Genomic DNA, 25,404 nt, shown 5'->3' on the forward strand with positions numbered 1-25,404 from the left:
CCGCCGGCAATGTGTCGCGGCGGAGGAGATTTGCCATCATACAGAAGTTTGGGTCTTGGATCGGGTCAGGGCAGGGCGTGGATCCAGGCGCATAGCGAGAGCGCGGCGAGCACGGCCACCATCAGCACCACCCCGGCGCTGCCGGCAATGTGAAAGCCGACGCTGCCGACCAGCACCCCGGCGAGAAAGCCGAGCACCAGCAGCGCCACCCGGCGCAGCGATGCCAACGCGGCGCGATCGGTGCGGCGGCGGGCGAAGCCGGCAAGGGCGCCCTCGAGATCGATCGACAGCTGCGTCAGGTTGGTGGTCATCACGTTGGTCGATCCGCTGCTCAGCAGCAGCCGGACCAGCGCGCTCTGCACGCCCATGGCGCCGAGGCCGAACAGCCCCGGCAGCAGCGGATCGCCGGGGGTGAGCAGCGCCGAAAGCGCCAGCCCGGCGACCAGCGCCGCCTCCATGAAGAGGGCCGCGGCCAGAGCGTGCTCCCGCTCGGTCCCGAAGCTGCGCACCACCGCGGTGGTCAGCACGCCGGCGAGGACGAAGGCGGGGATGGCGGCGAGCTTCAGCACATCGGCGCCGCCGACTTCGAAGGCGGAGCCCGCGACCACCAGGCTGCCGGTGGCCTGGGCGACGAACAAGCCGCCGAAGGCGAGAAATGTCGTGGCGTCCACATAGCCCGCAACGAAGGCCAGCAATGGCGCGAGGCCTTCATAGCTGGTGCCGGTGCGGTTGCCGGCGTTGATCGAGCGCTCCATGGGATGTCTCCGTTCGCTGGGCTGCTGCGATTGGAGCTAACCCCCGCCCGGATCGGGAACCCATCGTGCGCTGGTTGGCCCGACCCTGTACTCAGGTATGAGCCAGGCAAACCTGCCGACGATTCAGCCGGCGCGGCGTTCGGTCCACCTTCCGATGGTCAACGAGACCTGAGGAGACGAGACATGGACTTCAAACCCAATTCCTCGCGGCATGTCGCTTCGATCGGCCTGCAGCCGCCCAGCTACTCGAACGCGTCGGGATCGACCGTGCATATCGACAGCACGGCGCTGTCGCTGCTGAAGCGGCTGTCGCTGCGCCGGCTGCTGCTGGCGCCTGAAGGGCTGCGCGAGCCGCATTGGCACGCCAATGCCCACGAGCTCGGCTACTGCGTCCGTGGCGAGGCGCTGGTCACCATCGTGCGCAATCATGCGGTTCGCGACAGCTTCGTCGTCCGGCCGGGCGATATGTTCTTCGCGCCGAGCGGCAGCCTCCACTCGATCCGCAACATCGGCCCGGCCGAGGCCGAGTTCATCCTCGCCTTCACGCATGAAAAGCCCGAGGATTTCGGCCTCGGCGGCAGCTTCGCGGCAATGAGCCCCGCGGTGCTCGGCAACACCTTCGACGCGCCGGCCGCGTTCTTCAGCGAGATCGGCGGCATCGCGACGCTCCCCATCGAGCCCGAAATCGTCCATGTGGCGGGCGAGGCCGAGATCGAGCCGCAGGCGCTGCATGTCGATGCGATGAAATACCGGGTCGAGACCAACCTGCCGCAGATCGACTCCGCCGCCGGCTCCGCCCGTCAGACCAAGGCGGGGCTCTGGCCGGTGCTCGAGGATATCGCGATGTATTCGGTGCGCATCTCCGATACCGGCATGCGCGAGCCGCACTGGCACCCGGCAACCGCCGAGATGGGCTATGTGCTGGAAGGGCAGGCGCGGATGACCATCCTCGACCCTGACGGGACGATGGATACCTACGAGCTGCACAGCGGCGACGTCTACTTCATCCCGCCGGCCTATCCGCACCACATCGAGAATATCGGCGCCGGCGACGCCCACTTCCTGATCTTCTTTGATCGCGCCGACCCTGGCGATATCGGCTTTCGCACCCTGGTCGGCAGTTTTCCGCGCGAGGTGCTGGCCGCAACGCTGAGGGTATCGCGCGCCGAACTCCCCGATTTTCCCTTCACCGAACAGGATCCCCTGCTCGTCAACCGCATCAACCCGATCGACCCGGTCGCCTGACCGAAAAACCTCCAAGGAGAAACCAAATGGACACCACCCGCATCCGTGAACTGCGCGCCGCGCCGCTCCACACCCCCACCGATCTCGGCGAAGCCGCCGTCAAGGACATCGCCGCCGCGCTGACCGCTCTGCTGGCGGATACCTTCGCGCTCTACCTCAAGACCAAGAATTTCCACTGGCACATGTCGGGCCCGCATTTCCGCGATTATCACCTGCTGCTCGACGAGCAGGCCGACCAGATCTTCGCCATCACCGACGACATTGCCGAGCGGGCCCGCAAGATCGGCGGCAGCACGCTGCGCTCGATCGGCCAGATCAGCCGCCTGCAGCGCCTCAGCGACAACGACGCCGAGTTCGTCACCCCGGCCGACATGCTGGCCGAACTGGCCGACGACAACTCGCGCTTCGTCAGCCTGCTGCGCGCCGTGCACGAACTGGCCGCCGGCCACAATGACTCGGCCACGACCAGCCTGGTGGAAGTGTGGATCGACGAGGCCGAACGCCGCACCTGGTTCCTGTTCGAGACGGGGCGAGTCAGCGTCTAGTCCAGTCCAGCGGTCCGGCGGCGGCACCTGTGCCGCCGGCCCCGGCCGTGCCCGGCCTCAAACGCGCTGGAGCAGGATTGCGTTTCGTTGAATCGCACTCCTGCTCCAAGTGTGTTGTCGCGAGATCGAACCGGAAAGGTCTGCAACCTTTCCTGATCTCGCTCTAGACGACGGTGCCGAACAGGGCGCCGATGGCGGCGGTGATCAGCATTGCGAGAGCGCCCCAGAACACCACGCGGACGGTCGGCTTCCACGGCGAAGCGCCGCCCGCGGCGGCGCCGACGGCGCCAAGCGCGCCGAGGAATACCAGCGAGGCGAGCGCGACGGCCCAGATGAGCCAGGCGCCGGGCGCAATTAGAACGGCAAGCAGCGGCAACGCCGCTCCGACGGCGAAGGTCACGGCCGAGGTGAGCGCTGCCTGCACCGGGCGGGCGGTGGAAACCTCCGACAGGCCGAGCTCGTCGCGCGCATGAGCGCCCAGCGCATCGCTCGCCATCAGCTGCGTGGCAACCTGGGCGGCGAGCCCTTCATCGAGGCCGCGCGCCACATAGATGGCGGTGAGCTCGGCGTGCTCCGCGTCGGGCTGGTTGGCCAGCTCCCAGGTCTCCTTGGCAAGGCTCGCCGCTTCGGTATCGGATTGTGAGCTCACCGAGACATACTCGCCCGCTGCCATCGACATGGCGCCGGCGACAAGCCCGGCCACCCCGGCGACCAGGATGGCGCCCTTGTCGCCCGAGGCCGCCGCCACGCCGATGATCAGGCTGGCCGTCGAAACGATGCCGTCATTGGCGCCGAGCACCGCGGCCCTGAGCCAGCCGATGCGGCCGACCTGGTGATCTTCGGTGTGGGTCTTCAGCCTGCTCATGGAAAGGTCCTCCGTCGTGCCAGCCGACACCGCAATTCGACGATGCCTGCCTTATGCCGCAGCGCCGAAGGCGGCACAGCATATACGCAGCCACGCTGAAGATGAGCGTCGCGAACAGGGTGTTTAGCAGTCCGCGAGCCCTCGAGATTTGATTTGCCGCAAAGGCCCCGAGCACGCCGCCGGCGACGAACACGCCAGCCGGTGAGCGCTCGACGAGGCCGGCAATGGCACGGGGGAGGTTGGAGCCGCCGCCGAGGAGGCCAGGCCCAGCCGCACCGGCCCTCTCGAGAGGGCCCGGCAGGGGCCTGGCCTTATGAGGCGATCAGCGCACGGCGTCCTTGATGGCGCTGTGGAGCGAGCCGGCGCGCGCGCCGGATCGGCAATAGCCGAAGATCGGCTTGGGCAGGTCCTTGAACGCCTGCTCGGCCCGGATCAGCGCCCCTTCGGTGAGGCTGCCGGAAACGGGGATATGCACGGCGGCGAGGCCGGCCCGTTCGGCCGCGCCGGCAATCGAGGCAAAGCTCGGCTGGCCGGGTTCTTCCTCGTCGGGGCGGGCGCACAGGATCGACTTGAAGCCGGCATCGGCGATGGCCTGCACCTGTTCGGGGGTGATCTGGCCGGCAATGGCAAAGTCGGCGTCGAGCTTACGGTGGTTCATGATCTTGCCTTTTTGGGGCTGGGGGAGGGGGAGATGGTTCGTGTGGGGTTTTGGCAGTCAGACGGCGTTCACGGGCACCGTTAGCTGCGCTGAACGGCATCTTCGGGTTGGACGGCAGGTTCGGGCCAGCGGAATTGGCTTGACGGTCATCCCGTCTCTCCCGATGGTCAGGTGGGCCGGCGCTTGCTGCTGAGGCGCAATGCTGCATAGATCGGGCAGAAGCTCAGGGCGGAGGTGGCGATCAGAACCACCCCGACGATGAGGGCGCCCCAGAACGCCAGCCCCTCCGACCAGATCGGCCAGGCGGTGAGAAACGGGGCGCCGACGAGAACGGCGCCGAGGATGAAACGGATGATGCGGTCCAGGTTTCCAAGGTTCGACATGACGGGCCTTTCAGTGTGGCCATCTGCGGGTACATTCTCATTGACACATATATTCGAATATTCTAATATGTCAACATGAATATCGCAGAACTCGAACCCCGCGCCGATGAGGCGGCCGAACTGCTTGCCGCCATGGCCAATCCCAAGCGGCTGCTGATCCTGTGCAATTTACTGGATGAGGAGCTCAGCGTCGGCGAGCTATCCGAGCGCGTGCAACTGGCGCAATCGCCGCTGTCGCAACATCTGTCGAAACTGCGCGCCCTGCGGCTGGTGGCGACCCGGCGCGACGGCCAGATGATCAGATACCGCCTCGCCTCGGCCGGCGTGGCCAGCATCCTGACCACGCTCTACAGCATCTATTGCATGCCGGGCGAGGCGTCTGCCGAACTGCAGGACCGCGTTTCATAGGTCTTGCGCCTGCCGCCGGGGCAGCGCAGTCGTGGCAGCGGCACCGCGGTGATCCGCGCGGCGTGTGTATGCCGCCTGACTTCGCGATTTAGTTTCGGATCGACGGCCCCGGGTCCGTGACCGGTCGCGTCACGGCGAACGCCCGGCGGTCACGCCCTGAACAGGGGCCCCGCACCGCGACGAGCGGTGTCGCAGGCCCCCGGCCCACTCAGAGTTCCGGCAGGCGGCTCAGATCGCGCACCGCGCCCTTGGCGGCGCTGGTGGCGAACTGGGCGTAGACCTTCAGCGCCGTGGAGACGTTGCGCTTGCGCGGAGCGGCCGGCTTCCAGCCCAGCTTGTCCTGCTCGGCGCGGCGCTTCGCCAGCTCGGCGTCCGAGATCTTGAGGTTGATGGTGCGGCCGGGGATGTCGATCTCGATGATGTCGCCTTCGCGCACCAGCCCGATGGCGCCACCTTCCGCCGCCTCGGGCGAGACGTGGCCGATCGAGAGCCCCGAGGTGCCGCCGGAAAAGCGCCCATCGGTGAGCAGCGCGCAGGCTTTGCCGAGGCCCTTCGATTTCAGGTAGCTCGTCGGATAGAGCATCTCCTGCATGCCGGGGCCGCCACGCGGGCCTTCGTAGCGGATCACGACGACATCGCCGGCCTTGATCTCGTTGGAGAGGATCGCCTTGACGGTCGCGTCCTGGCTTTCGAACACCCGGGCCGGGCCGGTGAACTTGAGGATCGACTCGTCGACGCCGGCGGTCTTGACGATGCAGCCGTCGAGCGCGACGTTGCCCTTGAGCACGGCGAGGCCGCCATCCTTGGAGAAGGCGTGCTCGGCCGAGCGGATGACACCCGTTGCGCGGTCGAGGTCGAGGTCCTTCCAGCGGGCGCTCTGGCTGAAGGCCTCGGTGGTGCGCACGCCGCCGGGGGCGGCCATGTAGAAGTTGCGCACGCCATCGGAATTGGTGCGCGAGATATCCCAGCGATCGAGTGCATCGCCGAGGGTAGCGGTGTGGACGGTGGGCTCGGAGCGGTTGAGCAGGTCGGCGCGATCGAGCTGGCCGAGGATCGACATGATGCCGCCGGCGCGGTGCACGTCTTCCATGTGGACGTCGGCCTTGGCCGGGGCGACCTTGCAGAGCACCGGCACCTTGCGCGACAGGGCGTCGATGTCGTCCATGGTGAAATCGACTTCCGCTTCCTGCGCGGCCGCGAGGATGTGGAGGACCGTATTGGTCGAGCCGCCCATGGCGATATCGAGCGCCATGGCGTTCTCGAAGGCCGCCTTGGTGGCGATCGAGCGCGGCAGCACCGCGGCATCGTCCTCCTCGTAATAGCGGCGGGCGAGGTCGACGATCAGGTGGCCGGCTTCCTGGAACAGGCGCTTGCGATCGGAATGGGTGGCGAGCGTCGAACCATTGCCGGGCAGCGACAGGCCGAGCGCCTCGGTGAGGCAGTTCATCGAGTTGGCGGTGAACATGCCCGAGCACGACCCGCAGGTGGGGCAGGCGGCTTCCTCGATGGCCTTGAGGTCACCGTCGGAGATCTTGTCGTCGGCGGCGGCGACCATGGCATCGACGAGGTCGAGCGCCTGGAGCTGGCCGGCGAGCACGACCTTGCCGGCTTCCATCGGGCCGCCCGAGACGAAGACGACGGGGATGTTGATGCGCATGGCGGCCATCAGCATGCCCGGCGTGATCTTGTCGCAGTTCGAGATGCAGACCATGGCGTCGGCGCAATGGGCGTTGACCATGTACTCGACGCTGTCGGCAATCAGCTCGCGCGAGGGCAGCGAATAGAGCATGCCATCGTGGCCCATGGCGATGCCGTCATCGACCGCGATGGTATTGAACTCCTTGGCGACGCCGCCGGCCGCCTCGATCTCGCGCGCCACCAGCTGGCCGAGGTCCTTCAGATGGACGTGCCCGGGAACGAACTGGGTGAACGAGTTGACCACCGCGATAATCGGCTTGCCGAAGTCGCTGTCCTTCATGCCGGTGGCCCGCCAGAGCCCGCGGGCGCCCGCCATGTTGCGGCCGTGAGTGGTGGTGCGGGAACGGTACTGGGGCATGGTGTCATTTCCGTCTGGTAGGACTGCAGAGCAAATTCCACACGGGCGGGCGAAGCACAAGGCTGCGAGCCGGCGAATCGTCTAGTTCAAGCGCCGACCTGCTCACCGCTGCGCGATCTCGGGGCTGCAAGGCCGGGTGTGGCTGGTGCGCCAGGAGAAGCAACTGCCGTTTGCCTGGTCGATGGCCCCGCATTTTTCCTGAGGCTCAGCGTCGAGGTGGCTATCCGGCAGCGGCAGGGGGGCAGGCCGTGCACCGGAGTAGCTGCCTCAGATCGCCGGTTTCGATGCCGAGCACGGTAGATATGCATCTGCATATGTGTTCATCAAATGCACATGTCAGAACATATAACGCCACGAGGCGGCCGCTGACGTGTCGATGGCCGACGCGATCTATTCGATCGCGCTGAAGGGCGCAGTGCCGCCGCCGGATTCGACAGCGGCGTCTGCAGCACAGTCGCCGCCTCACTTTACTTCTTCTTGCGCATGGCTTCGTTGAGCATGTCGCCCAGGGAGCCGGTGCTGCGAGGGGCCTCCTGGGGGACGCGCTGGTTGGGGCGAAGCGGCTGGTCGCGGGGGCGGTCGCGCGGGGCGGAGGGGTCGATCTCCTTGCGCATGCTGAGGCCAATGCGTTTGCGCGGCACGTCGACTTCGACGACGCGGACCTTGACCACGTCGCCGGCCTTGACCACCTCGTGGGGATCCTTGACGAATTTGTCGGCCAGTTGGGAGACGTGCACCAGCCCATCCTGATGCACGCCGATATCGACGAACGCCCCAAAGGCGGCGACGTTGGTGACGGTGCCTTCCAGCAGCATGCCGGGCTTGAGGTGTTTGATATCGTCGACGCCGTCGGCAAAGGTCGCGGTCTTGAAGGCGGGGCGGGGGTCGCGGCCGGGCTTTTCCAGTTCCGCGAGGATGTCGCGCACGGTCGGCAGGCCGAAGCGGTCATCGACGAAGCGCTGCGGGTCGAGCCCCGAGAGGGCCGACTTGTCGCCCATGATGCGCGTGAGGTCGCGGCCGCAGGCGGCGACGATCTTGCGGGCCACGCCATAGGCTTCAGGGTGCACCGAGGACGCATCGAGCGGCTCGGAGCCGCCGGTGATGCGGAGGAACCCGGCGCTCTGCTCGAAGGTGCGCTGGCCGAGGCGCGGCACTTCGAGCAGCGCCTTGCGCGAGCGGAACGGGCCATTGGCGTCGCGGTGGGTGACGATGGCTTCGGCGACCGACGGGCCAAGCCCGGAAATCCGCGACAGCAGCGGCGCCGAGGCGGTGTTGAGGTCGACGCCGACGGCGTTCACGGCGTCTTCGACCACGGCGTCGAGCGAGCGGCCGAGGCGGTACTGGTCGACATCGTGCTGATACTGGCCAACGCCGATCGCCTTGGGTTCGATCTTGACCAGTTCGGCCAGCGGGTCCTGCAGACGGCGGGCGATGGACACGGCGCCGCGCAGCGACACGTCGAGGTTGGGGAACTCGGCGGCGGCCAGCTCGGAGGCGGAATAAACCGACGCCCCGGCCTCCGAAACGATGACCTTGGTCGGCTTCGGCGCCGGCAGGCGCTCGATCAGGTCGGCGACCAGCTTCTCGGTCTCGCGGCTGCCAGTGCCATTGCCGATGGCGATGAGCTCGACGCCGTGCTTCTCGATCAGCCGCTTGATGGCGGCCTGCGCGCCCAGCGCGTCGTTGCGGGGCGGGAAGGGGTAGATGGTCTCGGTGTCGAGCAGCTTGCCGGTGGGGTCGATGACCGCGACCTTGACGCCGGTGCGGATGCCGGGGTCGAGCCCCATGGTGGCGCGGGCGCCGGCCGGGGCCGCCAGCAGCAGGTCCTTGAGGTTGCGAGCGAAGACGCCGATGGCCTCGAGTTCGGCGCGCTCGCGCAGCTCGACCATCAGGTCGATGGAAAGCGTGATGCGCAGGCGGGTGCGCCAGGCCCAGCCCGCCACTTCACGGAGCCATTTGTCGCCCGCGCCATGACCCTGTGCATTGAGCGCGGCAGCAACGAAGCGCTCGGCGGGCTTGATCGGGTCGGTAACGTCGGCATCCACCTCGATCTCGAGGCTGAGGAACTCCTCGTCGCGGCCGCGCATCATGGCGAGGGCCCGGTGGCCGGCGACCTTGCTCCAGCGTTCGGAATGGTCGAAGTAGTCGGAGAACTTGGCCCCGGCCTCTTCCTTGCCCTTGAGCACCTTGGCGCTGAGCATGGCCTTGTCGCGCATATAGGCACGCAGCTGGCCGAGCAGGGCGGCGTTTTCCGACAGGCCCTCGATGACGATGTCGCGGGCCCCCTCGAGCGCTTCCTTGCTGCCCGGCACCTCGTCAGTGATGTACCCTTCGGCGAGCAATTGGGGATCGGCGCTGCGATTGGCGAGGATGGCCTCGGCGAGCGGACCAAGGCCGCGTTCCCTGGCGATCTCGGCCTTGGTGCGGCGCTTGGGCTTGAACGGCAGATACAGGTCCTCGAGCTCGGCCTTGGTTGCCGCGCCAGTGATGGCGGCGGTCAGCTCGACCGTGAGCTTGCCCTGTTCGTCGATCGATTTGAGGATCGCGGCGCGGCGGGCTTCCAGTTCGCGGAGATAAGTCAGCCGCTCGGCCAAGAGGCGCAACTGGGTGTCATCAAGGCCACCGGTCACTTCCTTGCGGTAGCGCGCGACGAACGGCACCGTGGCGCCGCCATCGAGCAGTTCCACGGCAGCCCGGACCTGGTCGGGGCGGGCGGCGATCTCGGTGGCGATCTGGGCGGCAATGCGGGTGGCGAGTTGGGACATGAGGCTACTTGTTGGTTTGGCTGGCGCGACCATAGTCGCCTCCGGCCAGCGGTCACACCCAGTGCGGGACGATTTCCCTGATTTGTGAGAGCGGCGATGCGCCGCGCTTCGCGCGGTAACAGCCGGGCTCGCAGCCTACTCCTCGCCGTAAACCGGCAGGTGCTCGGTCCCGGTCAGTAGCTGCACCGCCTCGCGCACCGCCAGTTGCGATGCGCCCAGCACCGTACCGCGGGCGGGGAGCTGGCTGGTGGTGACTTCGGTTTGCCAGGTGAGTTCGGCGATGACGTCGCGGACCCATGGCAGCAGCAGTTCGTTCTGGCCGACGCCGCCGCCCATGACGATGAGGCCGGGGTCGAAAATGCTGACCACCGAGGCGGCGATGCGGCCGATGTCGATGGCGTGTTTCTCGACGTGGCGGCGGGCGGCCCTGGAGCCGTTGGCGGCCAGTTCGAACAGTTCGCGCGCCGTCTGGGGCGGCTCGCTCCGGTCGGTCCAATCGTCGCGGACGCGCTGCATCAGGGCGTGCGAGCCGAGATAATCCTCGAGGCCGCTGCGCTGCGGCGCGCTGGTCTCGGACCAGGGGAAGGGCAGGCGGGCGACTTCGCCGGCAGCGCCGTTGGCGCCACGGAACAGCCGCCCGTCATGCACCAGCCCGAGGCCGAGTTTCACGCCGACCTGCAGGTAAGCAAAGGAGCGCCGGCCCTGGGCGCCGCCGCGATCGAGCTCGGCAATGGTGGCGCAGTTGACGTTGTTCTCGAACACCACCGGCGCATCGCCGAAATCGCCGATCGCGTCGCGGACCACATCGAGATCGGCGCGATAGGCGAGCTCGGGGCGGTTCTTCGAGACGATCACCGGCACGGCCACCGAGACGGCGCGGAGCGGGCCGTGCGCGCTGGTGTTCTGGCGCAGGCGCTTCAGGATGGTGCGGATCGCCTTGCCGGTCTCGGCGTTGAGGTGCACGGCTTCGGCGGAAGGGGTCTGCTCGATCTCGGCCAAGACGGTGCCATCGAGCGTCTGGGCCACGGCACGCACCTGCGTCGCGCCGGCGTCGACGCCGATGACGTAGCCGGCCTCGCGCCCGAGCCCATAGACCGTCGCCTTGCGGCCGCTGGCGCCCTGCGTGGTGCCGACCGGCTGCACCAGCCCGAGCTCGCTGAGCTCGAGGATGGCCGCCGACATGGTGGGCTTTGAAAAATCGAGGAGGCTCCCGAGCATCGGCCGGGTGGCGCGGCCGAGCAGGATGATCCGCCGAAACACCGCGCGGGCGCTTTCGGTCAAAGGGGCAGGGGGCGTGGTGAAAGCTACGTTCAAGACCGACACACCGTCAGCAGAGCCATTTGGATCAAGCCTAGTCCGTTCCATGTTGTCATGTCACGAACGGGGGTTGGGGCAGAAGGGGGGTTAGGGCGGGGAGTAACAGGTTCTGGGGCGGGACATGTCTGCCGCAACTGCCACCCCCTTACCTTCTCCCTTGTGGGAGAAGGTGCCCGAAGGGCGGATGAGGGGTATCTCTCCACGTACTGGATCGCTCCTCGCTCCGCTCGGAGCGCGCTACACTTCGTTGCGCGGACCCCCTTATCCGGCCTGTCGGCCACCTTCTCCCACAAGGGGAGAAGGCGCTCACTCTGCGGCCAGTGGCTCACCTGCATCTCAGGCGGGTTCAGGCAGCTTCGTATCCGTCTGCCGATAGCGGAACACGCAGACCGGCAGGCCGGCGGCTTCGGCGAGGTCGGCGATGATCAGCTGGGTTGGCAGCGATGCGAGGATGGCGGTGGCGAGGCCATTGGATGTGCTGGGGATGCGGATCACCACGAGGTTGTCGCGCTCGGCGATGGCGCTGCTGGTGATCAGCACCGTGGCGATGCCGAAGCCGGCGAGGTCCTGGGCCAGCTGCACTTCGCGCCCGTCGCCATAAACGATGACGCCGGTGCCGGCATCGTTGGGCTCCATCGGGCCGTGGAGGAAGTTGAGGGTGTCCCAGTTCTGCGCGGGCACGCGCACCGCTTCGCGCAGCAGGAGGGCGGCATAGCCCGCCGTGCCGCAGGCGACATTGGCGCCGACGCAATCGAGCGCGCGCTTGCCGGCGAGCAGCTTGCCTGCCCGCGCCACGGCCGCGGCGGTCGAGGCGCGGGTCGTCTCGAGCAGGTCGCCGATCGTCGTCCAGTCAAAGCCCGACGGCGTGCCGACGCGTTCGGCGATGAGCCCGAGCGCCATGAGCGAGCCCAGATAGCTGGTGGTGTTGGGGCCGCTATCGATGCCGCTGCCGGTGCCGAGCATCTGGCCGACCGAGGCCCGCATCGGCGTATCGGCCGATTGGGCGATGCCGAAGGTGATGGCCCTGGGGCGGAGCGCGGCTGCTTTGGCCGGCTCGACGCTACGGCCGGAGGCGGAGATCGCCACATAGGCGTCGGCGGCGTCGACGCCGGGGTCATAGAGCTCACCGCCGGCCAGCGCGATGGCGCGGCGGCCCTGGGCGCGGAGCTGCGCGGCAGCAGCGATGCCGGCATAGAGGCTGGCGCCGATGCCGATCAGCCCGATCGTGCCGCTCTTCAGCGCCGTGAGATCGGCCGCGTCAAGCGCCGCGCTGGTGCTGCCCAGGACATTGCGCAGCGCCTGCGGTTCCAGGTCGATTGCGTCGCGGAAGGGCACGCGTGCCGGCATCGTCGTCTCCATAAAGGGCTTGGTATAAGGGCGCGTAACGAAGGAGATCGCGCCAGATGGGTGCGCATTAGTATAGCAGCCTTACTTTCTGGCAAGCGCAAATTTGCGCCTGATTTCGCGGAGCCGGGGCTTGATCCCGCCGTTTTATTAGTTAACCTGCCTAACCGCTAACTCTGGAGGGGCGCGTGGCGCCGCAGGGTGACGGCACAGGAGGTATCATGAAGACGAGCAAAGCATTTCGGGCTGCCCTGACGGCAGCGAGCGCCTTGATCGCCGTCGGGTTCGCCGGCGCGGCAATGGCAGAGGACGTAACGCTGGAATACTGGGTCTACTCCGATTTCGCGCAGGGCGATGCCTTGGCGATGCAGCAGGAGTTCATCAAGGAATTCACCGACGCGCACCCGGGCGTCACGATCAATATCAGCGGCAAGGGCGATGACGACCTGACGGCCGGGCAGGTGGCGGGCGCCGCCAGCGGCACGGTTCCCGATGTCTATATGAACGCCCAGTCGGTCGGCGCGCAGCTGGTCGATGTCGGCGCCATGGCCAATATCTACAGCCAGTTCATGGCGCTGCCGGAAGCGCAGCGCGCCCAGTTCGACAAGGATGCGCTGGCGAGCTGCATGCCCAAGCCGGACGAGCTTTACTGCCTGCCCTATACCGGGTTCGGTTCGCTCCTGTTCCGCAACCTGACCGTGCTCGAGAAAGCCGGCATCGACCCCGCGACGCCGCCCGCCACCTGGGCCGAGTGGTTCGAGCAGATGCAGAAGGTCAAGGCTGCCGGCATGTATGCCATCCCGGACGAAACGCTGGTGTTCAACTCGATCGCTGAGATCTATGCGACCACCGGCAGCACCGAGACCTGGGGCTTCGACTGGGCCAACCGCAAGACGCGGATCGACGAAGCCACCATGACCACCGTGCTGCAGAAGTTTGTCGACATGGTGCCGCTCAATACCGGCACCAGCCGCAACGACCAGGCGACCAAGGACCTGTTCATTTCCAACCAGCTGGCCTTCCACACCATCGGCCCATGGGTGAACCCCACCTATGACGAAGCGGCCAAGGCCAGCGGGCTCAAATACGATTTCGTGCTGATCCCGGGCGATACGGCCGGCAAGACCGGCGGCATCCGCAGCTATGAGATCGTCGCTGTGGCGCCGGGCAAGAACCAGGAGATCGCCTTCCAGTTCGCCGCCTTCATCACCGAAAAGGCGCAGATGGCACGCTGGGCGAAGCTCCTTGCCCGCTACAACGCCAACGCCGCCGCCATGGCCGACCCCGATGTCTCGGCCCTGCCGCTGATCAAGGTCTCGGTGGATGCCGCGCATGGCGCGATGGAAGTCGCGGCGCCGTATTTCGTCGGCTCGATCCCCAGCTGCTACAACTCGACGGTGATCGACTATGCCTCGGCCACCGCGGATGGCGATTACACGCCGGCCGAGGGCGCCAGGGAAATGATCGCCGCCCTCAACGAGTGCATGGCGCAGTAAGCCGCCACGTCACGCCATTGTGCCGCGGCTGGCCCTCGTCAGCCGCGGCCCACCGAGGGGGCCGTTAATGCCGTTCCGCCGCTACCTGCCGCATTACCTGATGATTGCACCATTCATGGTGCTGTTCGCGGTGTTCTTCCTCTATCCGATCCTCAGCGGCCTCTATTACAGCTTCCACGATTGGAACGGCGTCAAGGCGCCCGAGTTCGTCGGCGCCGCCAACTATACCAAGATCCTCGCCTCGCGCGATTTCTCCCGCGCCATGGGGAACCTCGCTGCCTATATCGCTATCACCGTGCCGCTCGGCATCCTCGTGGCGCTGGGTCTTGCGCTCCTCGTCGACAGTTTCACCGGGCGCTGGTCGAACTTCTTCCGCAACGCCTATTTCATGCCGGTGGTGCTGCCGGCCTTCCTCGCGGCGACCATCTGGCGCTGGATCTACGCGCCGAACTTTGGCCTGCTGAACATCGTCCTGGGCTGGTTCGGCATCCCCTCGGTCAATTTCCTCAACGATACCGACACCATGCTCTACGCGCTGATCGCCGTGGATATCTGGGTGTCGGCCGGTTTCAACATGGTCATCATCCTCGCCGGGCTGAAGAACATCCCCACCGAGCTCTACGAGGCGGCGCGGCTCGATGGGGCGAGCAAGCGCCAGCAGCTCACACACATCACCATCCCGATGCTGTGGCCGGTGCTGTTCTTCGTGCTCACCTATGGGCTGATCTCGGCCATGCAGGTGTTCGACAAGCCCTGGCTGCTGACCGGCTCGTCCTTCACCTCCTATGGCGGCCGGCGCAATGCGCTGCTGTTCCCGGTCATGGACATGATGGGGCGGGCCTTTGGCGGGGTGAAGTTCGGCGAAGCCGCCGCCTATGGGTTCCTGCTCACCATCGCCATCGTCGTCGTCACCGGCGTGATGTTTGGCCTGCGCGCCTGGAGTGAACGCCGATGAGCACGATGCGCAAGCTGCGCCGCTTCACCGTGTGGACCGCGCTCAAATGGGTGCTCGCCATCGCCATCGCGCTCCTAGCGGTGTTTCCGATCTGGTGGATGATCAACGTGGTGTTCGCCCAGGCCGGCGAGCCGGTGTCGCTCAACCCGCGGTTGTGGCCGACCTCGCTCAGCGCCGGCATCGACAAGATCCAGACCATCTTTGCCCAAACCGGCTACCTCAGGGCCTACGGCATCTCGATCCTCTATGCACTGCTTACGATTGCCGGCGTGCTGCTGGTCGGCTCGCTCGCGGCGTTCGAGTTCTCGCTGTTCGATTTTCCGGGCCGTAAGCTCCTGTTCGGCGTGGTGCTGCTGGCGCTGATGGTGCCGACCGCGGTGACCATCATCCCGACCTATGTGCTGACCTCGCGGCTGGGCTGGCTCAACACCATGGAGGGGCTCGTGGTGCCGGGGCTCGCTTCGGCATTCGGCCTCTTCATGCTGGTGCAGTTCATGCGCGCCATCCCCAAGGACATGATCGAAGCGGCGCGGCTCGATGGGGCAGGGCACTTCCAGATCTACTGGCACGTGGTGCTGCCGCTCTGCCGCAATGCGCTGGTGACGCTGGCGATCCTCACCTTCATCCAGACCTGGGGCAATTACATGTGGCCGCTGATCGTGGGCACCAAGGAAGAGCTCTACACGGTCGGTCAGGTCGTCGGCCTGTTCAACTCGCCGCTGTCGCACCACACGGTGGATACGGTGATGACGGCGAACCTCTTGGCGGCCGTGCCGCCGCTGATCTTCTTTCTCATATTCCAGCGCCAGATCGTCCAGGGCATCGCCATGTCGGGAAGCAAGGGCTGAAGGAGCAATTATGGCTTTCCTCGATATTTCATCGGTCTCGAAATCCTTCGGCTCGGTCAGCATCCTCAAAGATGTCGACCTCAAGATCGAACAGGGCGAGTTCGTGGTGTTCGTCGGCCCCTCGGGCTGCGGCAAATCCACCTTGCTGCGCATGATCTCCGGCCTCGAGGAGATCAGCGCCGGCACCATCTCGATCGAAGGCGAGGTGATGAACGAGGTCGAGCCCGCCGATCGCGGCGCGGCGATGGTGTTCCAGTCCTATGCGCTCTATCCGCATATGACGACATTCCAGAACGTCTCGTTCGGGCTGCGCATGGCGCACAAGGCGCGTGATTTCATCGCCGCGCGGGTCAGCGAAGCCGCGACCATCCTGCAGCTCGAGAAGCTGCTGGGGCGGAAGCCCGGGCAGCTTTCCGGCGGGCAGAAGCAGCGCGTCGCCATCGGCCGCGCCATCGTGCGCGAGCCCAGGGTGTTCCTGTTCGATGAGCCGCTGTCGAACCTCGATGCGGAACTGCGGGTGCAGATGCGGGCCGAGCTGACGGAACTGCACAAGCGGCTCGGCACCACGATGATCTATGTGACGCACGACCAGATCGAGGCGATGACGCTGGCCGACAAGATGGTGGTGATGAACGGCGGCCACATCCAGCAGGCAGGGCCACCCCTGACCCTCTACGACGACCCCGACAACCAGTTCGTCGCCGGCTTTGTCGGCTCGCCGAAGATGAACTTCCTGCCGGCCGAGCTCGCTTGGGCTGACGCAAACTCGGTCAAGCTCACCGGGCTCGGGCAGATGGCGAGCGCCAGCCTGCCGATCGGCGGGGTCGGGGGCGCTGCGCGGCCGGTGACGCTTGGGGTTCGCCCCGAACATCTCGGCATCGTCGCCGACGGCGCGCCGCAGGGCGAGCTGGAGCTTCAGGCGCGCGTCACCCTGGTCGAGGAACTGGGGGCCGAGAGTTTCGTGCACCTCACCCTCAATGACGGAACGCCGGTAGTGGTTCGGGCGCGTCGCGATGCGGCGCAGGCCGGCAGCATGGTGCGCCTCAGGATCGATGCCGACCGGGCCCTGCTGTTCGAGCGCGATGGCCTGCGCATCCGCGGGAGCGCCGGTCAGCCATGAGTTTTGCCAGCGCTCAAACGGCCCCGCTGTCGATCGGCATCGATATCGGCGGCACCAAGACTCACTTGCGTGCGGCGACTGCCGGCGGGGATCGCGACCTGATTGTTTCGAGTTCGAGCTGGCGCCGGCGCGATTGGAACGAGGACGCCGAGGGGCTGCTCGGCCTCGTGACGCAACTGGCCGGCGGCGCGCCGGTCCGCGCCATCGGCATCGGCGCGCATGGCTGCGACGACGCCGAGGAGTGCAAGGCATTCGAGCAAGCCGTCGCCGCGCGAACGACTGCCAGGGTCGCGGTGGTGAACGATGCTGAGCTGATGCCGCTGGCCCTCGGTTTCCCCGGGCAGATCGGCGTGGTGGCCGGCACCGGCTCGATCGCCGTCTGCCGCCCCTCACCGGACCGGATGCTGGTGGCCGGCGGCTGGGGCTGGATCGTCGGCGACGAGGGCAGCGCCGCCGCCCTGGTCCGCCAGGCGGTGCGCGCCGTGGCGCTGCATTTCGACCGCGGTGGCGATGCCAGCGAGCCGCTGGCCGCAGCCATTCTCGCCTCGCTCGAGGTCAAAGCCATCCCGCGGCTCGGCAGCACGCTGGGCCAGCTCGGCTCGGCTGCCGAGGTCGGCGTCCACGCCGTGGCGGTATTCGCCGCCGCCGAACGCGGCTCGCAGTTGGCAGAGGCGGTAATCCGCGAAGGCGGCCGCATGCTGGCCGAACTCGCCGCCCTGCTCGACGCGCGCGGCGCCGGGGCATCGCATGTGGTTGCCGGCGGCAGCGTGATCGTCGAACAGCCGAGCTTGTGGGCGGCGTTCGTTACGGGCCTGAGCGAAACCGCGCCGCACCTCACCCCGCATCTGTTCACCGGCAAGCCGGTGGAAGGGGCCTGCTCGCTGGCGCGGTTGCAAGGGTAGGCGCGCACTGCACCATCAGTCGGGGGCCGGGAGGGCGCCATCAGCTTACTGCCGTGCGTCTGTCATGCGAACGCAACAACCAGTACTCGGCAATGTGAGGGATCCCGAGGGTTGTGGCCAACGCGCAACGCCAGGGAGCGTTCTGTGGTCACCTCATCCAGATGAATGATGCGACGCAAACCCGAGCTTCCGTAGTCTCATGCCCAGCTGCGGTAGGGCTTGATCAGGAGATTTGTTGGATGCGCGGTATTGTTCTGGGTGCGCTGGTTGTCGGCGCGGGGCTGTGGATGGCGGGATCGGCGGTGGCAGCTGATCTTTACGTTCCCTTGCCTGAAGAGGTGGCTCTGCCGGAGAGCACGCCATGGAGCGGCTGTTACGTCGGCATACCGGTGAGTTGGACGACCGGAGACACGCCTTCAACGGCGCCATTGAGTGATTACAGCTCGCCGCTCGAGGGGTTCCCCGTGGGACTGCAGGCGGGGTGTGACTTCAAGACGGATACGAGCAGCCCATTGCTGCTTGGCATCGTCGCGGATGTCTTCGGCAATGGCCCCTCAGGAGAGTCCGATCCGATTGAAGATGTGGCGCCGGGGATCGATGCGTTCTCCAACAGCAACATTCCGTGGTTCGGAACTTTGCGTGGCCGAGTCGGGCTCAGTGTTGAGCACACATTGTTCTACCTGACGGCAGGCGTGGCGGTGGCACAGGTCGAAAACAATGTCTCCACCACGACTTTTCCGGCCGGCGAGACGGTGTCCAACTCGCATGTCGGCTGGGTCGCCGGTGTCGGCGTTGAACAGATGCTCGATGAGAACTGGGGCCTGTTTGCCGAGTACGCGTACTATGACCTCGGCGCTCAAGACTATTCCTATAGCGCGCCGCTGACCTTGGGGACGCTGGAACTTCATCCGACCTTCCACCAGATCAAGGTGGGCCTGAATTACCACTTCTGATCCGCGGACTATCCTGACCCTGGATCGGCTGACGGGGCCCGGCGCGTTGCCGGGCCCCTGTCGTTTGGAGCCCGGCGCAAGTGCGCGACGCGTCGGCGCGGAGATCAATGACTTCTATTTTGCCCTGCGGTGCAGGAGCGCAAGATCCCGTTTGCCGGTAGAGGCGACCGATCCCGCGGCGCGGACACCGGCAACGAGGGCGGGACGATATCCCGGCTTTGTGCGAGCGGCGATGCGCCCCGCGTCGCCCGATAACAGCCGGCCGTCATCCACCAGCCCGAGGCCGGGTTTTGCGCCATTCCGCATGCGGCCCGAATGCGGGCAAATCTACCCGACGGTGGACGCGCGGATGGTCAGCCTGCAGGGCTGGTAGACGATGCCGGTCGGCAACGGCTTGCCATCGATGGCTTCATAGAGCCGCGTTGCCGCCAACTGACCGAGCACCGTCAGGTTCATGTCGATGCTGGTCAGCGTCGGATGGGTGCCATCGACGATCACGTCCCAGTTGTCAAAACCCATGATCGCGACATCGCGCGGGATCGATTTGCCGCGCTCGCGCAGGGCGTCGATGGCGCCGCGCGCGATCTGGTCGGAGTCGCAGATGATCGCGTCGACCTCGAGCCCCTGATCGAGGATCATCGCGCAAGCGGAGCGGCCCCACCGCTCGGTCCATTCGCCATGCGAGGTCTCGTAAACGAGTTCGAGATTCTGCGCCTTGAGCACGCTGCGGATGCCTTCGGCGCGGTCGATGCTGGCGCGCTCGTTCTGCGGGCCCGTGATGTGCGCGATCCGCCTGCGTCCCGTCTCCAGCAGATGCTGGATCGCAAGCCGCCCGCCGCCGACATTGTCTGGCGTGATCGACAGATCGCGGGGGTCGGCGGAAGGCGTGTAGACGTAGACCACCGGCACCGGCAGATCGGGTGCGATTGGCAGCCGATGGTCGGTCTTGCTGCCCACCACCATGATCGCGTCGACGTTTCGGCTGAGCAGTTCGTTGATGTAGTGCTTCTCGCGGATCACGTCGCCGCGCGCGTCGCAGAGAAACACCGAGACCTGCCCCCCGCCGAACGTATCCTCGGCCGCCATCAGGATCGGCAGGCTGAAGCGCCCCTCCAGATCGGAGGTCAACAGGCCGACGGTTCCTGATTTACCGTGGAACGGGCGGACGTTGCCGGCGTGCGTGTAGGTCAGGTCGCGCGCCGCTTGCTCGACGCGCCGGCGGGTCGCCTCGCTGACGCGGTCGCGGCCATTCAGGGCCTTGGAGGCAGTCGCCATCGACACCCCGGCCCGCTTCGAGACGTCGGCCAGGGTCGGCGATCTGGCTGTCTTGGGACGGTCCGAGCTGCTCATTGTGGTTGCCTAAACATCGCCGCGCGCTGCCCGGCCCTGGTTGTTTATCCGAGCGGCGCTGTCGCGGGGAGCCGAATTCTCGCGTCAGGCGCATGTGGCGAACTTATCCACCTGCTTCGCGCTCAGGCGCCGTCCGCACGGATCCAGACCTGCATTCCCCCGGCCTCGCGATTGGCCCAAAGGTGATATGGAATCGCTCGGAAGCGCCGCGGTTCACGCGACGGCGGGCCCGACCGGTAGAGCGCACCGCCCCAGCCGGCGGCGGACGTCACCTCGGCCTCGCCGGTGAGGACGACTGCCCCGCCCAGCAGGTCTGGCACGAACTCGCTTTCGATCGGATCGTCCTTCAGGATGAAGCGTTGCGGCGCAATCCCGTTGTCCACCTCTTCGAGGCAGTAGACGACCGGGCCGCGCTTCAACGCGACGCGGCCGGTGTCCTGCGTCACCGCCGGGTGAGCGCTCAGCCGTTCGACAGGCATCTCCAGATGCAGCCGGATCTCGTCGCCCGCCCGCCACTCGCGTTCTATCGTCGCATAGCCTTTGGTGACGACCGGCTGCACCGGCTCGCCGTTGACCTCGAACCGCGCACCGCGGCACCAGCCCGGCACCCGGAGCTTGAGCGCCAGGCGCCTGGGGGAAGCGGGCGAGACGGTGATCCGCACGTCGCCGTCCCAGGGATAGTGCGTCGCCTGGGTCACGACGACGCTCTGCCCGTCGACGGTCAGCTCGGCCTTGTTGGCGCCATAGAGGTGGATCGCGAGGTCAGTACCGCGCGTCGTGTAGAAGTAGCTGCCCAGCGATGCGAGCAGGCGCGCGATGTTGGTCGGGCAGCACGGGCAATAGTGCCATTTCCAGCGCCGGTTCTCACCGTGGCTCTCGAGCACGTTGTCGTAGAAATAGTGCTCGCCGTCGCGCGAGATGCCCGAGAGAGCGCCGTTGAACAGCACGAGTTCGACATGGTCGGTAAAGCGCCCGTCGAGGTCGATCTGCGCCATGCGGTGGCCCCAGAAGGCTAGCGCCACGGCCGCGCAGGTCTCGGCATAGGCCGTATCGTTGGGTAGGTCGTATTCGCGGGTAAAGCCCTCGTTGGAATGCGCGGGGCCAAGGCCGCCGGTCACATAGAGCTGGCGGGTGGTCAGGTTGTCGAACAGCCGGTTGCACGCCGCCAGCAACGACATGTCGCCGGTCTCCACCGCGACATCGGCCATGGCCGAGAACAGGTACATCGCCCGCACGGCGTGACCGGTCACCTCGGTCTGTTCGCGCACCGGCATGTGGGCCTGGCTGTAGGAGTAGTCCTTGAAGATGTAGTCCTGGGGATCGTCGCCGCGGCGGCGGGCCTCGTCGTCATAGTAGGACGGCATCTGGCCGCGGGCATCGATGAAGAACTTCGCCAGCTCGAGGTGCCGCGGATCCCTGGTCAGGCGGTAGAGCCTGATCAGCGCGATCTCGATCTCCTCATGCGCATCGTAGCCTTGCCGCTTGCCCGGCTCAGGGCCGAACGTGTCGATGATGTGGTCGACCAGCTTGAGCATCACATCGAGGAAGCGTCGCTTCCCCGTCGCCTCGAAATAGGTCACCGCTCCCTCGAGCAGGTGCCCCATCGAGTACATCTCGTGCAGGTCGCGCAGGTTGGTCCAGCGCTTGTCCGGCTCGCGCCGGATGAACCAGGAGTTGAGATAGCCATCCGGCAGTTGCCCGGCAGCAAGCTTGTCGACGATGTCGTCGATCTTCTGCTCCAGCTCCGGGTTGGGGTGGTTGCGCAGCGTGTAGCTCGCAGCTTCGATCCATTTGCCGAAATCGCTGTCGAAAAAGTGCTGCATCGACAGTCCGCTCGGCTGGATCGGCCGCACGAGGGGCGCCGGCGGATCGCGGAAGTTGAGCACCTCGAGGAAGCCTTCCTCGTCGAGCCGCCGGTGCTGGGACGGCACCGTCACCTTGCGCACGGTTTCGGACCAGCTTTCCCAGAAGCCGCCGGCGAAATCGACCTTGGTGTGGTCGGCCGGCAGGTAGCGTTCGATGCGGGGCGGGTTGGATAGGTCTGACATGATGGCTCTGGGTTATTTCACGGCGCCTGCTGTCATGCCGCGCACATAGTAGCGCTGCAGCAGCAGGAAGAGGACGAGGCAGGGAAGCATGGTGATGGTGACGCCCGCCTGCAGGGCGCCCCAGTCGATGATGCCGTAAAGGCCCGACGAGACGTTCACGAGCATGATGGGCAGGGTGAACTTGTTCTGGTCGGAAAGGAAAATCAGCGCGGCGAGGAACTCGTTCCAGGAGTTGAGGAACGCGAACAGCGCCACCGTGGCGACACCCGGGAAGGCGATCGGCACCATGATGCCGATCAGCAGCGTCCATTGCGAAGCCCCGTCGATCCGCGCGGCCTCCACCAGCGCCTTGGGTACGGCGTCGAAGGCGTTGCGCATCATGAAGATCGAGAATGGCAGCTGAAACGTGGTGTAGATCAGCACGAGGCCGAGCTGGCTGTTCTGCAGCTTGAGGAACTTCAGCACCAGGAACAGCGGCGTCAGGATCGACTGGAACGGGATCATCAGCGTCGCCATCACGACGACGAAGAGCGCCAGCTGGCCCGGGAACTTGAACTTCGAGAACCCGTATCCCGCAGGCACGGCGATCAGCAGCGTGAGTGCCACCGTCCCGAAGGCAATCAGCACCGAGTTGGTGGCATAGACGTGCCAACCGGCGCCCACGGTCTGGAGCCGCCCGTAGTTTTCGAGCGAGAACCGGTCCGAGAACAGCGAGACCGGGTCCGCCAGAGCCGCCGCGGCGGGCTTGAACGAGTTGGCGATCGACCAGACCATTGGTCCGAGGAAGAACACCGCGAGAAGGACCCAGGCCAGATAGAGGCCCCGGCGCTGCCATAACGTCATGGGCATCAGCTTTCCTCCGGGCGGCCGCGGAGGAACGCGAGCTGGATCGAGCTGATGGCTACGAGCACCACCAGCAGCACCAGCGACAGGGCCGATCCATAGCCGAGCCGATAGGAGGTGAAGGACGCCAGGAAGATCGAGAACACCGCCGAGATGGTCGAGTTCTGCGGTCCGCCCTGGGTGATGATGAAGAACTGGTCGAAGGCCAGCATGGACGAAGTGATGTTGAGCACGAGGACCAGGAGGATCGAGTTGCGGATCAGCGGCAGCGTGATCAGGCGAAACCGGCTCCACGGGCTCGCGCCGTCGATCTTGGCGGCTTCGATGAGTTCGTTGGGCACGCTCTGCAGTCCGGTGAGCAGGATCACCATGGAAAAGCCGGCGCTCTTCCAGACGACCATCAGGATGATGACGCCCATCGCGGGCCAGAACTGCTCCAGCGGCCGCGGTGCAGCGTCGATCAGCCCGAGACCGAGCAGGAGCTTGGCGAACACGCCGCTATCGGGGTTCAGCAGCCAGATCCACAGCGTCGAGGCGGCTCCGAAGCCGATGACCACCGGCATGAAGTAGATGGTGCGGAACAGGCCGGCAGCGCGCAGCGGCCTGTCCACCAGCAGGGCCAGCGGCATGGCCACGGCGAACAGCGCGACGGTAACGAGCACTGTGTAGAGCGCGGTGAAGCCCAGGCTGCGCCAGAGCTGCTGGTCGCCTATCAGCTCGAGGTAGTTGTCGCCGCCGATGAAGCTGGCTTTGCCGAGCAGAGGCCAGTTGTAGAAGCTCATCCACACCGTCATGCCGAGCGGCAGGAGGAAGAAGACGGTGATCATCGCGACGCTCGGCGCGATGAAGGCGAGGCCGAGCCACTGCTGGCGTTCAACGCGCGAGATGGGCTTGCGGCCGGCGCGCGGGATGGTCCTGGATACGGTGGTGTCGGTCATCGCTGGGGCATCGCTGGACTCGGTGGAAACAACGAGGGCCGGCGCCGAAGCGCCGACCCCGTCCGGGAGGACTTATTGCGGGTTGGTCCGGTCGAGGATCTTGGTGAACTCGGCCTGGCCGGCCGCGATGGCACCGTCGATGTCGCCATCGAAGATCGCGCGATTGAGCAGGTTGAGCCACGGCCCCGTGCGGCTGACGAAGAGCTCGTCCGACGCGAAGGTGTAGGGCGTCTTGGCATCGGCCAGCATATTGTAGGCGATGAGGTTGCGCGGATCGAACTGCGCATAGGCCTCGTCGGCCACGTCGGTGCGCGGCGGCATGCCCGATTCCTTGGTGATGAACACCTGCTGGGCCGGCTGCATGTAGAAATCGACGAAGGCCTCGGCGACCGCCTTCTTCTCAGCCGAAATCCCCTTCATCAGTGTCAGGGCATCGCCGCCGGCAAAGCTCGACTTGCCGCCATCGGGGCCGGAGATCGGCACGATGCCGAAGTTCACGTCCGGATACTGGCTGGTCAGCAGGTTGACGATGTACGAGCCCGTCATCAGCACGCCGACCTTGCCCGATGCGAAAGCGGCGACGGCATCGCTGCCATTGCCCGAGCGCGAGGTCGGGTGGATCGAGCCATCTTTCCACATCTGGTTGTAGAGCCCGAGCACGCTGCGCAGTTCGGGCGTATCGATCGTTGCCGTACGGCCATCCTCGGAGAGGATATCCGCCCCGGCGGCCCAGACGTGCGGCGTAAAGGTATAGACCTGCCAGCTGCCCGACGGGGCGACGAAGAAGAAGCCGTAGATGTCGTCGCCGAGGGCGCGGACCTTGGCCGCGGCATCAGCGACTTCCTTCAACGAAGCAGGTCCCTTCTCGGGATCGAGCCCGGCCTTGGCGAACAGATCCTTGTTGTAGGCGATAACTGAGGCGTCGGGCAGCGTCGGCACGGCGTATTTGCGGCCGTTATAGGTGCCCAGGCGCAGGTGCGACGGGCTCATGCTGCTGGCATAAGGCAGCCCATCGATGAAATCGGTGATGTCCTCGAGGCTGTCGGTCGCGGCGAAGGTCGGCAGGTAGATCAGATCGAGCACTGCGCCGTCGGGCGGCGCGCCGGCGGCAATCGATGCGCCGAGCTTGGTGACCATCTGCTCGGCGGTGATCTGCGTGATGACGACCTTGTCGTCATGGCTGGAATTGAACTGGTCCGCCAACGCCTGGAGCACCGCTCCCGACGACGTCCGCACCCAAAGGTTGATTTCTTCCGCTGCCGCCTGGCCGATCGCGGCCCCCGCCAGCAACAGACCCAGCGAAAGGCTGGCCAGGTATCGTTTTCCCATTTTCGCACTCCCTCAGCGCGCCGCCATCCCCTGTGATGCCGGCGTGACCAGAGGCTAGCAACCGCTCGAACGTCGAGTCGATGAACCTGCGTCATCTTTTTCGCGAATTTGAGAAATCTTTTGCCGTGTATTTCGCATGTTTTCGCAACTGTGGGCTCTGCGCTCGGCTTGGAGGGGGCAGCAGACAAGAGTCCAAGGTGGTGTCCGCAAGGGAATCCCGATTGCACAACCCTGCGTCGCGGCAGCGGCCAATTTCGGCGATGCTGGGGATCTGGTAGCGG

At 66.2% G+C, this 25,404-nt stretch carries 22 protein-coding genes; 9 read left to right on the forward strand and 13 right to left on the reverse strand.

The window, feature by feature from the left end; all coding sequences use genetic code 11:
* Positions 1 to 65: 65 nt before the first annotated feature.
* Positions 66 to 755, reverse strand: coding sequence for a YoaK family protein (locus AC1ROK_RS15455; RefSeq protein WP_492848412.1), 690 nt, complete (start codon positions 753 to 755; stop codon positions 66 to 68).
* Between the two features lie 183 nt (positions 756 to 938).
* Between AC1ROK_RS15455 and AC1ROK_RS15460 the strand changes: the two genes are divergently transcribed.
* Both AC1ROK_RS15460 and AC1ROK_RS15465 read left to right on the forward strand, forming a co-directional pair.
* Positions 939 to 2,000 (forward strand): cupin domain-containing protein, encoded by a 1,062-nt coding sequence (locus tag AC1ROK_RS15460; protein WP_492848414.1) that lies wholly within the window; start codon positions 939 to 941, stop codon positions 1,998 to 2,000.
* 26 nt (positions 2,001 to 2,026) lie between these two features.
* The gene (locus AC1ROK_RS15465; protein WP_492848416.1) at positions 2,027 to 2,545 is read left to right on the forward strand and encodes a Dps family protein; all 519 of its coding nucleotides are present in this window, start codon (positions 2,027 to 2,029) and stop codon (positions 2,543 to 2,545) included.
* A gap of 163 nt (positions 2,546 to 2,708) precedes the next feature.
* Here AC1ROK_RS15465 and AC1ROK_RS15470 read toward each other — a convergent pair whose 3' ends face one another.
* The 3 genes from AC1ROK_RS15470 to AC1ROK_RS15480 all read right to left on the reverse strand — a co-directional run bounded on the left by AC1ROK_RS15470 (position 2,709) and on the right by AC1ROK_RS15480 (position 4,451).
* Positions 2,709 to 3,410: a VIT1/CCC1 transporter family protein gene (locus tag AC1ROK_RS15470; protein WP_492848418.1), complete on the reverse strand. Its 702-nt coding sequence runs from the start codon at positions 3,408 to 3,410 to the stop codon at positions 2,709 to 2,711.
* A 322-nt stretch (positions 3,411 to 3,732) separates the two neighbouring features.
* Positions 3,733 to 4,068, reverse strand: a complete 336-nt coding sequence (locus AC1ROK_RS15475; RefSeq protein ID WP_492848420.1) for a protein tyrosine phosphatase family protein — start codon at positions 4,066 to 4,068, stop codon at positions 3,733 to 3,735.
* A gap of 167 nt (positions 4,069 to 4,235) precedes the next feature.
* Positions 4,236 to 4,451, reverse strand: coding sequence for a YgaP family membrane protein (locus AC1ROK_RS15480; RefSeq protein ID WP_492848422.1), 216 nt, complete (start codon positions 4,449 to 4,451; stop codon positions 4,236 to 4,238).
* Between the two features lie 75 nt (positions 4,452 to 4,526).
* On the opposite strand from AC1ROK_RS15480, the gene AC1ROK_RS15485 reads away from it, so the two are divergent.
* Complete coding sequence (locus AC1ROK_RS15485; RefSeq protein ID WP_492848424.1) at positions 4,527 to 4,859, forward strand: ArsR/SmtB family transcription factor; 333 nt, start codon at positions 4,527 to 4,529, stop codon at positions 4,857 to 4,859.
* Positions 4,860 to 5,067: 208 nt separating this feature from the next.
* Here the strand turns inward: AC1ROK_RS15485 and ilvD are convergent, their stop codons facing one another.
* The 4 genes from ilvD to AC1ROK_RS15505 form a co-directional block, all read right to left on the reverse strand.
* Positions 5,068 to 6,915, reverse strand: coding sequence for a dihydroxy-acid dehydratase (ilvD, locus tag AC1ROK_RS15490; RefSeq protein WP_492848426.1), 1,848 nt, complete (start codon positions 6,913 to 6,915; stop codon positions 5,068 to 5,070).
* A gap of 467 nt (positions 6,916 to 7,382) precedes the next feature.
* Entirely contained in the window at positions 7,383 to 9,680 is a 2,298-nt protein-coding gene (locus AC1ROK_RS15495) for a Tex family protein (protein WP_492848428.1), read from the reverse strand.
* 135 nt (positions 9,681 to 9,815) lie between these two features.
* Positions 9,816 to 10,994 (reverse strand): ROK family protein, encoded by a 1,179-nt coding sequence (locus tag AC1ROK_RS15500; RefSeq protein ID WP_492848430.1) that lies wholly within the window; start codon positions 10,992 to 10,994, stop codon positions 9,816 to 9,818.
* Positions 10,995 to 11,333: 339 nt separating this feature from the next.
* Positions 11,334 to 12,344, reverse strand: a complete 1,011-nt coding sequence (locus AC1ROK_RS15505; protein ID WP_492848432.1) for an SIS domain-containing protein — start codon at positions 12,342 to 12,344, stop codon at positions 11,334 to 11,336.
* Positions 12,345 to 12,562: 218 nt separating this feature from the next.
* Here AC1ROK_RS15505 and AC1ROK_RS15510 point away from each other — a divergent pair, with 218 nt between their 5' ends.
* From AC1ROK_RS15510 to AC1ROK_RS15535, 6 genes are all read left to right on the forward strand, one after another.
* Positions 12,563 to 13,837 (forward strand): ABC transporter substrate-binding protein, encoded by a 1,275-nt coding sequence (locus AC1ROK_RS15510; protein WP_492848434.1) that lies wholly within the window; start codon positions 12,563 to 12,565, stop codon positions 13,835 to 13,837.
* A gap of 67 nt (positions 13,838 to 13,904) precedes the next feature.
* Positions 13,905 to 14,792, forward strand: coding sequence for a carbohydrate ABC transporter permease (locus AC1ROK_RS15515; protein WP_492848436.1), 888 nt, complete (start codon positions 13,905 to 13,907; stop codon positions 14,790 to 14,792).
* Complete coding sequence (locus AC1ROK_RS15520) at positions 14,789 to 15,640, forward strand: carbohydrate ABC transporter permease (protein ID WP_492848438.1); 852 nt, start codon at positions 14,789 to 14,791, stop codon at positions 15,638 to 15,640. Before AC1ROK_RS15515 ends, AC1ROK_RS15520 begins: the two co-directional genes overlap by 4 nt.
* A gap of 10 nt (positions 15,641 to 15,650) precedes the next feature.
* Positions 15,651 to 16,760: an ABC transporter ATP-binding protein gene (locus tag AC1ROK_RS15525; RefSeq protein WP_492848440.1), complete on the forward strand. Its 1,110-nt coding sequence runs from the start codon at positions 15,651 to 15,653 to the stop codon at positions 16,758 to 16,760.
* Positions 16,757 to 17,662 carry an N-acetylglucosamine kinase gene (locus tag AC1ROK_RS15530; protein WP_492848442.1) on the forward strand — a complete coding sequence of 302 codons (906 nt, stop codon included), beginning with the start codon at positions 16,757 to 16,759 and terminating at the stop codon, positions 17,660 to 17,662. Before AC1ROK_RS15525 ends, AC1ROK_RS15530 begins: the two co-directional genes overlap by 4 nt.
* 239 nt (positions 17,663 to 17,901) lie before the next feature.
* A complete protein-coding gene (locus AC1ROK_RS15535; RefSeq protein ID WP_492848444.1) occupies positions 17,902 to 18,615 on the forward strand; it encodes an outer membrane protein in 714 nt (237 codons plus the stop codon).
* Positions 18,616 to 18,942: 327 nt separating this feature from the next.
* Here the strand turns inward: AC1ROK_RS15535 and AC1ROK_RS15540 are convergent, their stop codons facing one another.
* The 5 genes from AC1ROK_RS15540 to AC1ROK_RS15560 form a co-directional block, all read right to left on the reverse strand.
* Positions 18,943 to 19,965: a LacI family DNA-binding transcriptional regulator gene (locus tag AC1ROK_RS15540; RefSeq protein ID WP_492848445.1), complete on the reverse strand. Its 1,023-nt coding sequence runs from the start codon at positions 19,963 to 19,965 to the stop codon at positions 18,943 to 18,945.
* Between the two features lie 122 nt (positions 19,966 to 20,087).
* Positions 20,088 to 22,013, reverse strand: coding sequence for a glycoside hydrolase family 127 protein (locus AC1ROK_RS15545; protein ID WP_492848447.1), 1,926 nt, complete (start codon positions 22,011 to 22,013; stop codon positions 20,088 to 20,090).
* A 12-nt stretch (positions 22,014 to 22,025) separates the two neighbouring features.
* Positions 22,026 to 22,862 (reverse strand): carbohydrate ABC transporter permease, encoded by an 837-nt coding sequence (locus AC1ROK_RS15550; protein WP_492848449.1) that lies wholly within the window; start codon positions 22,860 to 22,862, stop codon positions 22,026 to 22,028.
* Positions 22,862 to 23,794 carry a carbohydrate ABC transporter permease gene (locus tag AC1ROK_RS15555; protein WP_492848451.1) on the reverse strand — a complete coding sequence of 311 codons (933 nt, stop codon included), beginning with the start codon at positions 23,792 to 23,794 and terminating at the stop codon, positions 22,862 to 22,864. The genes AC1ROK_RS15550 and AC1ROK_RS15555 overlap by 1 nt, the downstream gene beginning before the upstream one ends.
* 72 nt (positions 23,795 to 23,866) lie before the next feature.
* On the reverse strand, positions 23,867 to 25,123 hold the full coding sequence (locus tag AC1ROK_RS15560) for an ABC transporter substrate-binding protein (protein WP_492848453.1): 1,257 nt from the start codon (positions 25,121 to 25,123) through the stop codon (positions 23,867 to 23,869).
* Positions 25,124 to 25,404: the final 281 nt, after the last annotated feature.

The sequence above is a fragment of the Devosia sp. GW821-FHT12F11 genome (assembly GCF_058806655.1).